Source organism: Intestinirhabdus alba (assembly GCF_009711095.1).
Taxonomy (GTDB): Bacteria; Pseudomonadota; Gammaproteobacteria; order Enterobacterales; family Enterobacteriaceae; genus Intestinirhabdus; species Intestinirhabdus alba.
Genome location: NZ_WMJZ01000003.1, coordinates 92,113 through 105,619, shown reverse-complemented (window position 1 = coordinate 105,619; position 13,507 = coordinate 92,113). Strand labels below are relative to the sequence as shown.

At 61.5% G+C, this 13,507-nt stretch carries 10 protein-coding genes; 5 read left to right on the top strand and 5 right to left on the bottom strand.

The genetic code is table 11. The features are described from left to right. Nucleotides 1–294: 294 nt before the first annotated feature. Together ptsP and rppH are read right to left on the bottom strand one after the other, a co-directional pair. Complete coding sequence (gene ptsP / locus GJV78_RS03280; RefSeq protein WP_155106982.1) at nucleotides 295–2,541, bottom strand: phosphoenolpyruvate--protein phosphotransferase; 2,247 nt, start codon at nucleotides 2,539–2,541, stop codon at nucleotides 295–297. 12 nt (nucleotides 2,542–2,553) lie between these two features. After that, entirely contained in the window at nucleotides 2,554–3,084 is a 531-nt protein-coding gene (rppH, locus tag GJV78_RS03275) for an RNA pyrophosphohydrolase (protein ID WP_167519349.1), read from the bottom strand. Nucleotides 3,085–3,892: 808 nt separating this feature from the next. Here rppH and mutH point away from each other — a divergent pair. The 4 genes from mutH (at nucleotide 3,893) to GJV78_RS03255 (ending at nucleotide 7,259) form a co-directional block, all read left to right on the top strand. Next, the gene (gene mutH / locus GJV78_RS03270; protein ID WP_155106981.1) at nucleotides 3,893–4,585 is read left to right on the top strand and encodes a DNA mismatch repair endonuclease MutH; all 693 of its coding nucleotides are present in this window, start codon (nucleotides 3,893–3,895) and stop codon (nucleotides 4,583–4,585) included. Between the two features lie 112 nt (nucleotides 4,586–4,697). After that, entirely contained in the window at nucleotides 4,698–5,411 is a 714-nt protein-coding gene (locus tag GJV78_RS03265) for a TerC family protein (RefSeq protein WP_155106980.1), read from the top strand. A 221-nt stretch (nucleotides 5,412–5,632) separates the two neighbouring features. Beyond that, the gene (locus tag GJV78_RS03260; protein ID WP_155106979.1) at nucleotides 5,633–5,851 is read left to right on the top strand and encodes a YgdI/YgdR family lipoprotein; all 219 of its coding nucleotides are present in this window, start codon (nucleotides 5,633–5,635) and stop codon (nucleotides 5,849–5,851) included. 367 nt (nucleotides 5,852–6,218) lie between these two features. Then, entirely contained in the window at nucleotides 6,219–7,259 is a 1,041-nt protein-coding gene (locus GJV78_RS03255; RefSeq protein ID WP_155106978.1) for an NADP(H)-dependent aldo-keto reductase, read from the top strand. A 33-nt stretch (nucleotides 7,260–7,292) separates the two neighbouring features. Here the strand turns inward: GJV78_RS03255 and lplT are convergent, their stop codons facing one another. Continuing rightward, nucleotides 7,293–8,486, bottom strand: a complete 1,194-nt coding sequence (gene lplT / locus GJV78_RS03250; protein WP_155106977.1) for a lysophospholipid transporter LplT — start codon at nucleotides 8,484–8,486, stop codon at nucleotides 7,293–7,295. Then, nucleotides 8,479–10,638: a bifunctional acyl-ACP--phospholipid O-acyltransferase/long-chain-fatty-acid--ACP ligase gene (aas, locus tag GJV78_RS03245; protein WP_155106976.1), complete on the bottom strand. Its 2,160-nt coding sequence runs from the start codon at nucleotides 10,636–10,638 to the stop codon at nucleotides 8,479–8,481. Before aas ends, lplT begins: the two co-directional genes overlap by 8 nt. A 516-nt stretch (nucleotides 10,639–11,154) precedes the next feature. Between aas and galR the strand changes: the two genes are divergently transcribed. Then, complete coding sequence (gene galR / locus GJV78_RS03240) at nucleotides 11,155–12,192, top strand: HTH-type transcriptional regulator GalR (RefSeq protein ID WP_155106975.1); 1,038 nt, start codon at nucleotides 11,155–11,157, stop codon at nucleotides 12,190–12,192. A gap of 28 nt (nucleotides 12,193–12,220) precedes the next feature. Here galR and lysA read toward each other — a convergent pair whose 3' ends face one another. After that, on the bottom strand, nucleotides 12,221–13,483 hold the full coding sequence (lysA, locus tag GJV78_RS03235; protein ID WP_155106974.1) for a diaminopimelate decarboxylase: 1,263 nt from the start codon (nucleotides 13,481–13,483) through the stop codon (nucleotides 12,221–12,223). Nucleotides 13,484–13,507: the final 24 nt, after the last annotated feature.

Here is a 13,507-nt window from a genome sequence, read left to right as displayed (position 1 = left end):
CGCTGGGGCAGACGCTCCAAAGGTGCGAATAATAGCACAAGGGGGTCGGCAGTTTGCCGGGAAGAAGTAAAAGATATGTATACCCGTCATACCTTCCGGCTGCATGGGCGCTGGCCCTGGGGGACTCGTCTCATCCAGGAGCCCCCCCCTGTGACGGACCGTCGCCGCGCGGCCGGCGAGAGCCTCCCCGGCGCGGCTGGTGGAATAGTCCGTAAACGGACGCCCTGCGGCTGTGTCACCCTGAATCAGCGCCCCAGCCCCCGCAATACCGCCCGCCGCCCTGCGGAACCGATGTTATAACCCCCCGCGAATCAGCCCGCCCAGGCTACGGCGCTCCATAAACGCCGCCACCTGATGGCGCACCTCCGCGGCCATCTGCGCCTCCAGGCTGCGCCGGGCCAGGGTTTGCGCCTCGGCAAAGTCGATATTTCGCAGCAGGTATTTCACCCGCGCCACGGAGCGGCCGTTCATCGACAGATGGCGAAAGCCAAGGCCTATCAGGATCGCCACGCACATCGGATCGCCCGCCATCTCGCCGCACAGCCGCAGATCGAGGCCACACTTTTCCGCCTCCTGGACGATGGTCGCCAGCGCCCGCAGCATTCCCGGATGGAGGCTGTCGTAAAGCCCGGCCACGCGGGTGTTATTACGATCGACCGCCAGAATATATTGCGTCAGATCGTTAGTGCCAACCGAGATAAAATCGACGCGCTTCGCCAGGTGCGGCAGCATAAACACCATCGACGGCACCTCCAGCATGATGCCGATGCGCGGCCTCGGGATCGCATAGCCGATCATCTCTTCCACTTCTCGCCCGGCGCGTTCAATCAGACGCCGCGCCTCATCCACTTCGTCAATGCTGGACACCATCGGCAGCAGGATGTTCAGGTTACCGGTGGCGGCGTTGGCGCGCAGCATGGCGCGCACCTGGATCAGGAAGATCTCCGGCTGATCGAGGGTGATGCGGATGCCGCGCCAGCCGAGGCAGGGGTTCTCCTCGCTGATCGGCATATAGGGCAGCTGCTTGTCCGCGCCGACGTCCAGCGTGCGCAGGGTCACCGGCTTGTCGTTGAACATCTGCAACATGCCCTGGTACTGAGCAACCTGCTCCTCCTCCGGGGGGAAGCCGCTTTGCAGCATAAAGGGCAGCTCCGTGCGGTACAGGCCGATGCCGTCAATCCGGCTGCCGAGCTTCTCTTCATGCTCCGGGCTGAGGCCGGCGTTGAGCATCACCTTTATCCGCTCGCCGCTTTTTAGCTGCGCGGGCCGGTTGACGTCATCTTCCGCCAGGCGGCTCAGCTCGTGCTCCTCGCTGATCAGCCGCTGGTACTCCTGAATCAGCACCGGGCCGGGATCGACCAGCAGCTCTCCGCGATAGCCGTCCACCACCAGGATGCGGCGGTGGAGAACCGAAGGCTGAATATCCGCCCCCATCACCGTCGGGATGCCCAGCGCGCGCACCATGATCGCCGCGTGGGAGTTGGCCGCGCCGTCGCGAACCACCACGCCCGCCAGCCGATCCTGCGGCAGCTCGGCGAGCGTGGTGGCGGAAAGTTCATCCGCCACCAGAATAAAGCGCTCGGGCCAGGCGTTGGCCCCCTGGTTGGCGTCATTGAGGTAGAAGAGCAGGCGCTGGCCCAGCACGCGCAGATCGCCGGCGCGCTCTTTGAGGTAGCTGTCGGTCAGGGCGGCAAACTGCTCGACGAATTTTTCAATGATCGTTTTTACCGCCCATTCGGCGACCGAACCTTTATCGACCTCGGCAAACAGCTCCCGCCGCAGCCGGGCGTCGGAGAGCAGATGCGAATAGAGATCGAAAATCGCCGCCGTCTCTTTTTGCGCCCCGGCAGCGTAGCGCTTGCTGTAGCGACGAAACTCATTTGCCGCCTCCTCCAGCGCGCCGGTCAGGCGCTCGCGCTCAAACGCCGTGTCCAGCGTGGAGGCTTGGTAAACCTGCTCCATCAGCGGCAGGGTGGCGTCCTGCCAGCCTTCCGCAATGGCCACGCCGGGGGCCGCCGGCAGGGCGCGAATGCGCGTCTGACGATATTGCCCGAATAGGGCGGTCAGCTGTGACTGGGAGAGGATCGCCGCCATCTGAGTGGCGAGGGTAACAAGGAAGGACTCTTCGCTTTCATCATACTGACGCAGCTCGCGCTGCTGTACCACCAGCACGCCGAGCAGCTGACGGCGCTGAATAATGGGTACGCCGAGGAAAGCGCGGAAGCGTTCCTCTTTTACCGAAGGAATATATTTGAAACTGGGGTGTTTTTGCGCATCGGCAAGGTTAATGGGTTCCGCCAGCCTGCCAACCAGGCCGACAATCCCTTCATCAAACGCCAGGGCGACGGTGCGGCCGCGCGGTTTTTTCAGCCCCCGGGTCGCCATCAGGTAATAACAGCGGCGGTCATGATCGGCCAGATAGACCGAACAGACCTCCGTGTCCATCGCCAGACAAATGTCGGTGACCAGAATATTCAGCGCTTCGTTAAGACGCGGCGCGCTGGCTACCTTTTCAACTATTTCACGCAGGCGGGTGAGCATAATTTATGTAGCTTAGCCTCTTTTACGTCGCCAGGCAGGCGCGCTCTGCGGCTTAGGAGAACTCTCCTGAAGCGCCATCACGGCACCTGCAAACTCTTTCATCACCCTGCGGTAGACGTCGCGCTTAAACGACACCACCTGGCGGACCGGATACCAGTAGCTTACCCAGCGCCAGCCGTCGAACTCTGGCGTGCTACTGGCCTGCATGTTGATTTCCGCATCGGCGCTCATCAGCTGCAGCAGGAACCATTTTTGTTTCTGGCCGATACATACCGGCTTTGTGTCCCAACGCACCAAACGTTTTGGTAACTTGTAACGCAACCAGCTGCGGGTCGAGGCCAGGATTCGCACATCCTTTCGGCTCAGGCCGACCTCTTCAAACAGTTCCCGGTACATCGCCTGCTCTGCTGACTCTCCCGGATTAATTCCGCCCTGCGGAAACTGCCAGGAGTGCTGACCAAATCGCCTGGCCCACATAACCTGCCCCTGACGATTACAAATTACGATACCTACGTTCGGGCGGTAGCCATCGTCATCAATCACCGGACTACCTCAATATAAACCTGATTTGCGAACGATTGTTTCACACTCCAGAGAGGCGGTAAACCACTCTGTTATCGGCCTGCGCTCCCGGTCTTTATCACGCCGCCGCGCACGGCGTCAAAGCGGGTGCGGAAACATGATTTCAGGCCGCCTGAAGCGCGGGTCGGGGCGAAAAAGCCCCGCCAGGGCAGCACGTCGGAAAGGGGTTACAGCCTAATAACAAATGAATAACTCACAGTTAAGTCCGGAGTTATAAACAGAAGCCGCCCGTGAACGGCAATTTTATTCACCTTTTCTGTGGATAGAGTTGTGCAGAAGTGCGGAATTACCCAGGGAAAACCCGGTAGAGATAAAATAGCCGCCCCGGGAAGCTAAAAAAAATAGTATTTATATTCAATTCATTAAGTAGCATTTATTCAAACGTGCGCTTCAGATAGTGACAGGGGTCACGCTAAAGATCCCGATACTGTCCAAAGATCGACCACCGTCGTTTTTATCCACAGATTATGCCAGTAAGTTAAACACAAATTGCCGGAGGTTGGCTTTCTCTGCCGCCGTCAAGGCTGTAAATAGAAACAGTGGTGGCAGTTTTTCACAGTTATCCCGTCTTTCTGTGGATAACAGGGTGTAAGATCCTGTTTATTGTCAGTGACCAGAATGGGAAAACCCCCTTTTTCGTGGCGAAAAAACGCCGGCGTCTGTCTAAAAATATCGACAAATCATTGAATTGCATCCGGGGGGTGGAAAACGCTAAACTCTGCCCCAGCGTTACGAAAATAGCGTTCATTTTTTAACCAGGATAACCGTTATGCCGATCCCTGCCCCCTTACCCTGCGCGCCGGAAACCGAAGCTCTGCTGCTGGCCCAGGCGCAGCGTCTCTCCGGCTACACGCTGGGCGAGCTGGCGTCGCTCGCCGGAATAGCGACGCCTGAGGATCTTAAACGCGATAAGGGCTGGATCGGCATCCTGCTGGAGATCTGGCTCGGTGCCAGCGCCGGCAGCCGCCCGGAGCAGGACTTTGCCGCCCTGGGCGTAGAGCTGAAGACCATCCCGGTGGACGGCCAGGGGCGGCCGCTGGAGACCACCTTCGTCTGCGTGGCACCACTGACCGGCAACAGCGGCGTCACCTGGGAGACCAGCCATGTGCGCCACAAGCTGAAGCGGGTACTGTGGGTTCCGGTCGAGGGCGAGCGCAGCATTCCGCTGGCCCGGCGGCGCGTTGGCTCGCCGCTGCTGTGGAGTCCGGACGAAGAAGAAGATCGCCAGCTGCGCCTCGACTGGGAGGAGCTGATGGACATGATCGTGCTGGGCCAGGTCGAGCGGATCACCGCCCGCCATGGCGAATTTTTACAACTGCGGCCAAAGGCCGCCAACGCCCGCGCCCTCACCGAGGCCATCGGCGCTCAGGGCCAGCCAATCCTGACGCTGCCGCGCGGCTTCTACCTGAAAAAGAACTTTACCCGCGCCCTGCTGGAGCGCCATTTTTTGCTATGCCGCTAGCCGGCGTGGCATCGACGCTCATAAACGGTCAAAAGACACCGCCTAATAGACTTTCGCCCGCCCCCGGCCCGGCCTATAATTAGCGCTTTCTTTTTTGGCTGGACTTTGCTTAATGCTATTTGTGTGGATAACCGATCCTAACGCCTGGCTGGCGCTTGGCACGCTGACGCTGCTGGAGATTGTGCTGGGGATCGACAATATTATTTTTCTCTCGCTGGTGGTGGCGAAGCTGCCCACCGCCCAGCGCAATCACGCCCGCCGCCTCGGCCTGGCCGGCGCGATGATCGTACGCCTGGCGCTGCTGGCCTCCATCGCCTGGATAACGCGCCTGACCCAACCGCTGTTTACGATCCTTGGCGAGGCGATCTCGGCGCGCGATCTGATCCTGCTGCTCGGCGGCCTGTTCCTGATCTGGAAAGCCTGTAAGGAGGTTCATGAGTCGATCGAAGGCGAAGGCGAGGGGCTGAAAACCCGCGTCACCTCATTTATGGGGGCGATCGTGCAGATTATGCTGCTGGACATTATCTTCAGCCTTGACTCAGTGATCACGGCGGTTGGCCTGTCCGACCATCTGTTCATCATGATGGCGGCGGTGGTTATCGCGGTGGGCGTAATGATGTTTGCCGCCCGGCCGATAGGCGAGTTCGTCGACCGCCATCCGTCGGTCAAAATGCTGGCGCTCTCTTTTCTGATCCTGGTGGGCTTCACCCTGATTCTGGAAAGTTTCGACATCCATGTTCCGAAAGGTTATATCTATTTCGCGATGTTCTTCTCCATCGCCGTGGAAAGCCTGAACCTGCTGCGCAATAAAAAGAATCCCCTCTGACCCCTTTCCGCCCCCTCGGGGAGCGGATCGCACTATTTTAACCCTTATTTTAAGACTTTCCTGCTTTCAACAAGCGTGACGTCAGGTTATTACTAGTCTATACCCTAAGTAATTTAGATTGCATGAAGACGGCAAGTGTCCGGGGTGGAGCTCAGGCAGGAGACGCCACGCCCGCTTCAGGGACACAATCTGTCAGACGCACATCACCTGAGGATAATTTGATGAAAAAATGGGCAGTAGTGATTTCCGCTGTAGGCCTGGCTTTTGCGGTTTCCGGATGTAGCAGCGATTACGTGATGGCAACCAAGGATGGGCGGATGATTCTGACCGACGGGAAACCTGAGGTCGATGATGATACCGGTCTGGTGAGCTATCACGATCTGCAGGGAAATGCGATGCAGATTAACCGTGATGAAGTGTCGCAAATTATTGAGCGCTGATGGCCTGGGCCGGGCATGATTCTTAGCCGCTTGCTGACCCCCGCGCCGACCGGCCGCCGGCTTCAGGCCCGCTGCCGGGCACATGGTCCCATAAGGAGCACGCCGCCGGAATCCCCTGCGCCGGGTTGCCGGTTTTCGCCCCGTCGTCGGGGCGGCACGCTATTTTTACTTCCCCTTTTCCTCTCCCTCTGCCATTTTTATATACCTTAAATAATTCGAGTTGCAGAACAACACGCGGCGCGTTTCGAACAGCCCCGAAGGGGTGAGACCACCGGGCCGAATAAAGCCAACGCATATGCAACCTGAAGTATGACGGGCATACTCTCCTGTCAGAACCGTCTGGCACCATAATAAGAAGGAAACGGCTATGCACTATCACCGTATACCCCACAGCTCGCTGGAAGTCAGCACCCTGGGGTTGGGCACAATGACGTTTGGTGAACAAAACAGCGAAGCCGAGGCCCACGCACAGCTCGACTATGCCGTCGCGAATGGCATTAACCTGATTGACGTTGCCGAAATGTACCCGGTGCCGCCGCGCCCGGAGACGCAGGGGCTGACCGAAACCTACGTCGGCAACTGGCTGGCCCGGCACGGCAGCCGTGAAAAGCTGGTGATCGCCTCCAAAGTGAGCGGCCCGGCGCGCGCCGGCGACAGCGCGATCCGCCCCGGCCAGGCGCTGGATCGGAAAAATATTCGCGAGGCGCTGCACGACAGCCTGAAGCGCCTGCAAACCGACTACCTTGATTTATACCAGGTGCACTGGCCCCAGCGTCCCACCAACTGCTTTGGCAAACTGGGCTACAGCTGGAACGACGCCGCGCCGACGGTGTCCCTGCTGGATACCCTCGACGCGCTGGCTGAATTTCAGCGGGCGGGCAAAATCCGCTACATCGGCGTCTCCAACGAAACCGCCTTTGGGGTGATGCGCTACCTGCACCTGGCGGATAAACATGACCTGCCGCGCATCGTCAGCGTACAGAATCCGTACAGCCTGCTGAACCGCAGCTTTGAGGTGGGCCTGGCGGAGGTCAGCCAGTATGAGGGCGTCGAGCTGCTGGCCTACTCCTGCCTGGCGTTCGGCACGCTGACCGGCAAATACCTCAACGGCGCGAAGCCCGCCGGGGCGCGTAATACGCTGTTCAGCCGCTTTACCCGCTACGGCGGCGAGCAGGCGCAGAAAGCCGTGGCGGCCTATGTGGATATTGCCCACCGCCACGGCCTCGATCCGGCGCAGATGGCGCTGGCGTTTGTCCGCCGCCAGCCGTTCGTCGCCAGCACGCTGCTGGGTGCCACCACCCTCGAGCAGCTAAAGAGCAACGTGGAGAGCCTGCATCTGGATCTTAACGACGAGGTGCTGGCGGAGATTGAAGCGGTGCATCAGATCTATACCTATCCGGCACCGTAATAAAAACGTGCCGGATCGCTCCGGCACGCCTCTTTACCGACGGCGCTGCCAGATCCACAGCGCCGCAATGGCCAGCGCAAACAGCACGCCAAAGCCGAGGCCGATGGCCACGGGCGGCGCGCCGACCAGCACCGCCAGCGAGTAGATCCCCAGCATCAGCAGCATGGCGCTGTTCTCGCCGAGGTTCTGCACCGCAATGGCGTTGCCCGCCCCGACGCTCCGCTTACCGCGCTCCTGCAGCAGGGCGTTGAGCGGCACCACGAAAAAGCCCCCCAGCACGCCGATCAGCAGCAGCAGCGCACAGGCCGGCAGCAGCGCGTGCTGCAGGGAAAAGATCGCCACCGCCACGCCAACCAGGATCCCGGCGGGCATACAGCGCGCCACCGTCTCCAGGGTGACCAGCTTCGAGGCGGCCCCGGCACCCACCACGATGCCGACGGCAACCATCGCATTCAGCCAGGTCGGGGTGGCGTTATCGCTGATACCCAGCGCCACCGGCACCCACAGCACCAGCAGGAAACGCAGGGTGACGCCCGCCCCCCAGAACAGGCCGGTGCCCACCAGTGAAAAGCGCGTCTCGCCGTCACGCCACAGCGAGGCGCAGGCGCGGTAGAAGCTGCGTACCATCTGCGTCAGCTGCCAGGACTGCCCCGGCCGGGCGGCGGCAAGCCGTGGGATCTGCAGGTTCGCCGCCACCGCGCCGGCGTAGGCCAGCGCGCAGAGGCCCAGCGCGGCAAGCACGTGCCAGTCGGCCAGCACGCCGCCCGCCACCGAGCCGAGCAGAATCGCGGCGATGGTGGAGGCCTCCATCAGGCCGTTGGCCTTCACCAGCCGGTCGCCGGTGGTCAGCTCACCGAGAATACCGTACTTCGCCGGCGAGTAGGCGGCCGCGCCAATCCCGACGAGGGTATAGCCGACAAAGGGGTTAACGCCGAAGCAGATGCTGGCCGCGCCGAACAGCTTCAGGGCGTTGGCGAACATCATCACCCGGCCCTTGGCAAAGCTGTCGGCTATCTGACCCACAAAGGGGGCAAAAAGAATGTAAGCACCCACAAACACCATCTGCAGAACCGGCTGGCTCCAGGTCGGGTACGCCTGCGATTTCAGCAGGGCCAGGGTGGCGAAAAGCAGCGCGTTATCGCCAAAGGCCGAGAAGAACTGCGCGGCGATAACCGCCATCATTCCCTTTGACCAGACGGAATTGTGAGTATGCGCTGACTTACCCATCCTGTTTCTCCGGCTCATCCACCCAGCTTTTCAGGGTGACAAAATCCGGCTTGCCGCTGCCAAGCAGCGGCAGCTGCTTCAGATGGCGTATATCGCGCGGCACCGCCAGCTCCGGCACCCCGTGGGCGCGGGCGTACTGCAGCAGGACTTCGCGGGTCAGCCCGGCGTCGGTGGTGAACAGCACCAGCGCCTCGCCTTTGCTGGCGTCGCTCCTGAGGGTGGTCGCGTGCATACTGTCCGCCGAAACCGCCTGCGCCAGCTGCTCTACCACCTCCAGCGAGACCATCTCGCCGGCAATTTTTGCAAAGCGCTTCGCGCGGCCCTGAATCTGCACAAAGCCCTCTTCGTCAAAGCGCACGATGTCGCCGGTGTCATACCAGCCGGTCTCCGTTTCTCCCTGCGCGTTCTCCGCCGCGGGAGCCTCCAGCACGCCCGGCCGCTCCACGCGCAGATAGCCGTTCATGATATTGGGTCCTTTCAGCTGCAGACGGCCGCCCTCTTCAATGCCGGGCACCGCCAGCAGGCGGGCGTCCATGCCGGGCAGAAGACGCCCGACGGTGCCGGGCTTCGCCGCCATCGGCACGTTAATTGATACCACCGGCGCGCACTCGGTCACGCCGTAGCCTTCAAGAATGCGCAGGCCGAACTTATCCTGCCACAGCTGCTTCGTGCTCTCCTGCAGCTTCTCCGCTCCCGCCACCACATAGCGCAGGCGGTAAAAATCGTACGGATTGGCGAAGCGCGCGTAGTTGCCAAGGAAGGTCGAGGTGCCGAACAGCACCGTGCAGTTCCGGTCATACACCAGCTCCGGCACAATGCGGTAGTGCAGCGGGCTGGGATAGAGGAATACTTCGGCACCGGTCATCAGCGGCGTAAACAGTCCGACGGTCAGGCCAAAGGAGTGAAACAGCGGCAGCGCCGACATAAAGCGGTCGTTGGCGGTAAAGTCAGCGATGGTTTTGATCTGCTCGACGTTGGCCAGCAGGCTCTTGTGGCTGTGCACCACCCCCTTCGGGTGTCCCTCGGAGCCGGAGGTAAAGAGGATCAGCGCCGCATCCTCCGGCCGCTGTTTCACCTGCGCCAGCCGCGGCATCAGCAGGTGAGCGAAGATCCACAGCCTGTCGGCGGCCGTAACGTCGGCCTTAATATCTTCCAGGTAGACCCAGCGCACCTGGGCAAGCTGTTCCGGCAGATGCCAGAGCTTGCCTTTGTCGAGGAACTGGCGGGAGGTAAAAATCGTCTTGATCTCCGCGGCGGCAACGGCGCTGTTCAGCCCCTTCACGCCCGCCGTGTAGTTCATCATCGCCGGAATTCGGCGGCGGGAGACCGCGCCGAAAATGACCGCCGCGCTGATGGCCGCATTCGGCAGCATCAGGCCGATCTTCTCCCCTTCGGCGCTGTATTTTTCCAGAATACGCCCGACGAACAGCGACTTAAGCAGTAGCTTGCGGTAGCTGTCCGGGGCGAAGTTAATATCCTCAATGCAGCGTTTGCCCGCGCCGTAGCGGTACTGGGCGGTAAGCAGCGCCTCGAACAGCGTTTCCCGCGGGCGCGCCGCCATCCGCGCCTCCATCATAATCTGGTGCAGCCTCTCTCCCGCCAGCCTGCGCCGGTCGCGGGCGCGCGGGGCCTCCGGCATCGGCAGGCGGGTCGGCGGCAGGATATGCAGCTGAATACGCGGGAAAAAGCGCCGCTTCACCAGCCCCTTCAGGCGGCTGAAGTGGGTCAGCTCTGCCCCTTCAATCCGTACCGGCACCACCGTCGCTCCCGATTTCGCCGCCACGAAGCCGGCACCGTCGTAAATTTTCATCAGCGAGCCGCTTACCGAAATGCGCCCTTCCGGGAAGATCACCACCGGCCGCCCCTGCTCAAGCAGGCGCACCAGGTGCTTAATCGACATCGGTTTGGTTGGATCGAGCGGAACAAAATCGATAAGCGACTTCAGCCAGCGCATATACCACTGCTGGCTGATGGAGGTATAGACCGCGAAGACCGGACGAACCGGTAAAAACAGCGCCAGCAGGATGCCATCGATAAAAGAGACATGGTTTGGCGTAATGAGGACGCGCTCGCCGCTCAGGACGCGGGTATCGCCCGTCACCCGGACGCCGTACAGCACACGGCACAGACCGCGAAAAAATCCGAACAGCATTTCAACTCCCTTTGACAGTATCAGGTAAAAACGTAATGGTGGCAGATTACACGAGATGAACAATGGGGCGATAGCTAAAGTTGAGGAAAATCCGCGCAGTTGCCAGCCGCAGGCAGGGAGGGGAAAGCGTGGCGATGCTGAACTTGCGCTTCTCCCAGGGAGGGATTCAGGAGACGCAACGCCGGCGGAAGCAAAGCTTTAGGCCCTGGGGCGAACGGTAGCGCCGGCAGAGGGGCAAAAAAAAACCTGCGCATCTGCGCAGGCTGGTGTAATGAATACGATCGGCCCGAAAGCTGATTCCACCTATCAATACCTCTGGGATTTCAACTTTATCAATCCGCCAGCAGCGGCCACTAGCGAACAATCGCAACAGCCCTTCGCAAAGTGTAACGAAGGTTTGCATCCCTCCACCCCGGCGCACAATTGCGCGCGCCGACCGGGCGGCCCCCCTTGAACAGACCGCCATTTTCCGTAACACTGAGGCAATGTAAACGTTTACCCTCAGCAGGTGTCACTATGGCGACCATAAAGGATGTAGCCCGACTGGCCGGCGTATCAGTCGCCACCGTTTCCCGCGTGATCAATCACTCACCGAAGGCCAGCGAGGCCTCGCGGCTGGCGGTGCACAAGGCGATGGCATCCCTCAGCTATCACCCTAACGCCAACGCCCGCGCGCTGGCCCAGCAGTCTACCGAAACCATCGGCCTGGTGGTGGGCGATGTCTCCGACCCCTTCTTCGGCGCGATGGTGAAGGCCGTTGAGCAGGTCGCCTACCGCACCGGTAATTTTCTACTGATCGGCAACGGCTACCATAACGAGCAGAAAGAACGTCAGGCCATTGAGCAGTTGATCCGCCACCGCTGCGCCGCGCTGGTGGTGCACGTTAAATCCATTCCCGATGCCGATCTGGCCGCGTTGATGGAGCAGATCCCCGGCATGGTGCTGATTAACCGGATCCTGCCGGGCTTTGAGCGGCGCTGCGTGGCGCTGGACGATCGCTACGGCGGCTGGCTGGCGACCCGCCACCTGATCCAGCAGGGGCATACGCGCATCGGCTATATCTGCTCCAACCATACCATTTCCGACGCCGAAGACCGGCTGCAGGGCTATTACGACGCGCTGGCGGAGAGCCATATTCCGGTGAACGACCGGCTGGTGACCTTCGGTGAACCGGATGAAAGCGGCGGGGAGCAGGCGATGACCGAGCTGCTGGGCCGCGGCAGAAACTTTACCGCGGTGGCCTGCTATAACGACTCGATGGCCGCCGGGGCGATGGGAGTGCTGAATGATAACGGAGTCGACGTGCCGGGGGAGATTTCGCTGATCGGCTTTGATGATGTGCTGGTCTCGCGCTACGTTCGCCCGCGCCTGACCACCGTCCGCTACCCGATAGTCACTATGGCGACCCAGGCCGCCGGGCTGGCGCTGGCGCTGGCGGAGAAGCGGCCGCTGCCGGAAATTACCCACGTCTTCAGCCCGACGCTGGTGCGCCGCCACTCGGTGGCCGGGCCGTCGGAACCGGACCACCCGGCCTCCGGCGAGCCGCCGGAGTAGCATTGCGCCGACGGGCGGGGGTCGGGCCTCAGAGCTGCTCCAGCGCCAGCAGCTCGTTAATGGTCTGTCGGCGACGAATCAGCCGCGCCCTACCGCCGTCGAACAGCACCTCCGGCAGCAGCGGGCGGCTGTTATAGTTTGACGACATCGACGCGCCGTAGGCCCCGGTGTCGTGCAGCACCAGATAATCCCCCGGAGCCACTTCAGGCAGCGCCCGGGTTTCCACCTGGCCGCCCTCCTGCTGGGTAAAAACGTCGCCGGATTCGCACAGCGGCCCGGCCACCACGCTCTCCAGCCGCGGCGCGCCCTCAAGCGAGCGGCCGTCCGCCGCCAGCGCGGAGATATGGTGATAGCTGCCGTACATCACCGGGCGCATCAGGTCGTTAAACCCGGCGTCCACCAGCACAAACCGACGGCGACCCATCTGCTTCACGCTGCGCACCTGGGTTATCAGCACCCCGGCCTGCGCCGCCAGGAAGCGCCCAGGCTCAATCTCCAGCGTCACGGAGTGGCCGAGGTGGCGGGCGATCTGCTCACGCGCCGCGTTCCACAGGCCATAGTAGTGCGAGGTATCAACCGTCGCCTCCCCCTCACGGTAGGGGATCGACAGCCCGCCGCCGGCGGAGATGGCCTGCAGATCCTGGCCAAATTCGATGGTCTGGCGCACCATTGCCCCGCACACCTGCTCCAGGTGACCGTAATCAACCCCGGAACCGATATGCATATGCAGCCCGACCAGCTGCAGGCGGTGGCGCTGCATCACCGCCAGCGCGGCGGGCAGATCGCTGTGCCAGATGCCGTGCTTGCTGTTCTCGCCGCCGGTGTTGGTTTTCTGGCTGTGGCCGTGGCCGAACCCCGGATTCACCCGCAGCCAGACGCGATGCCCCGGCGAGGCCTGGCCCAGCTGGTCGAGCATATCAACCGATCCGGCGTTGACCGGAATGCGCAGTTCCTTCACACGGGCCAGGGTAGCGGCGTCGATCGCGTCGGCGGTAAAGACAATGTCGTCGGGGCGGGCCAGCGGATCGTAGCCTGCCGCCAATGCGCGCTCGATTTCGCCCAGGGATACGGCGTCCACCTTCACCCCCTGCTCGCGCATCAGGCGCAGAATATGAATATTTGAGCAGGCTTTCTGCGCAAAGCGCACCACGTCAAACTGCCGCAGGGCGGCGATCTGGCGGCGTACGATCTGCGCGTCATAGGCCCAGACCGGGCAGCCGAAACTGGCCGGTAATTTGAGCAGGTTTTCAGCGTTGAGATCGGTGCTGGCGTTATAGAGCGAATGTGGCATAGCGGTCTCCGTACGGGCTATTTT

What these genes read in the sequence shown, in the direction of transcription:
- ptsP (WP_155106982.1), bottom strand. Translation starts at nt 2,541, where the DNA reads ATGCTCACCCGCCTGCGTGAAATAGTTGAAAAGGTAGCCAGCGCGCCG.
- mutH (WP_155106981.1), top strand. Translation starts at nt 3,893, where the DNA reads ATGCCGATCCCTGCCCCCTTACCCTGCGCGCCGGAAACCGAAGCTCTG.
- GJV78_RS03265 (WP_155106980.1), top strand. Translation starts at nt 4,698, where the DNA reads ATGCTATTTGTGTGGATAACCGATCCTAACGCCTGGCTGGCGCTTGGC.
- GJV78_RS03260 (WP_155106979.1), top strand. Translation starts at nt 5,633, where the DNA reads ATGAAAAAATGGGCAGTAGTGATTTCCGCTGTAGGCCTGGCTTTTGCG.
- GJV78_RS03255 (WP_155106978.1), top strand. Translation starts at nt 6,219, where the DNA reads ATGCACTATCACCGTATACCCCACAGCTCGCTGGAAGTCAGCACCCTG.
- lplT (WP_155106977.1), bottom strand. Translation starts at nt 8,486, where the DNA reads ATGGGTAAGTCAGCGCATACTCACAATTCCGTCTGGTCAAAGGGAATG.
- aas (WP_155106976.1), bottom strand. Translation starts at nt 10,638, where the DNA reads ATGCTGTTCGGATTTTTTCGCGGTCTGTGCCGTGTGCTGTACGGCGTC.
- galR (WP_155106975.1), top strand. Translation starts at nt 11,155, where the DNA reads ATGGCGACCATAAAGGATGTAGCCCGACTGGCCGGCGTATCAGTCGCC.
- lysA (WP_155106974.1), bottom strand. Translation starts at nt 13,483, where the DNA reads ATGCCACATTCGCTCTATAACGCCAGCACCGATCTCAACGCTGAAAAC.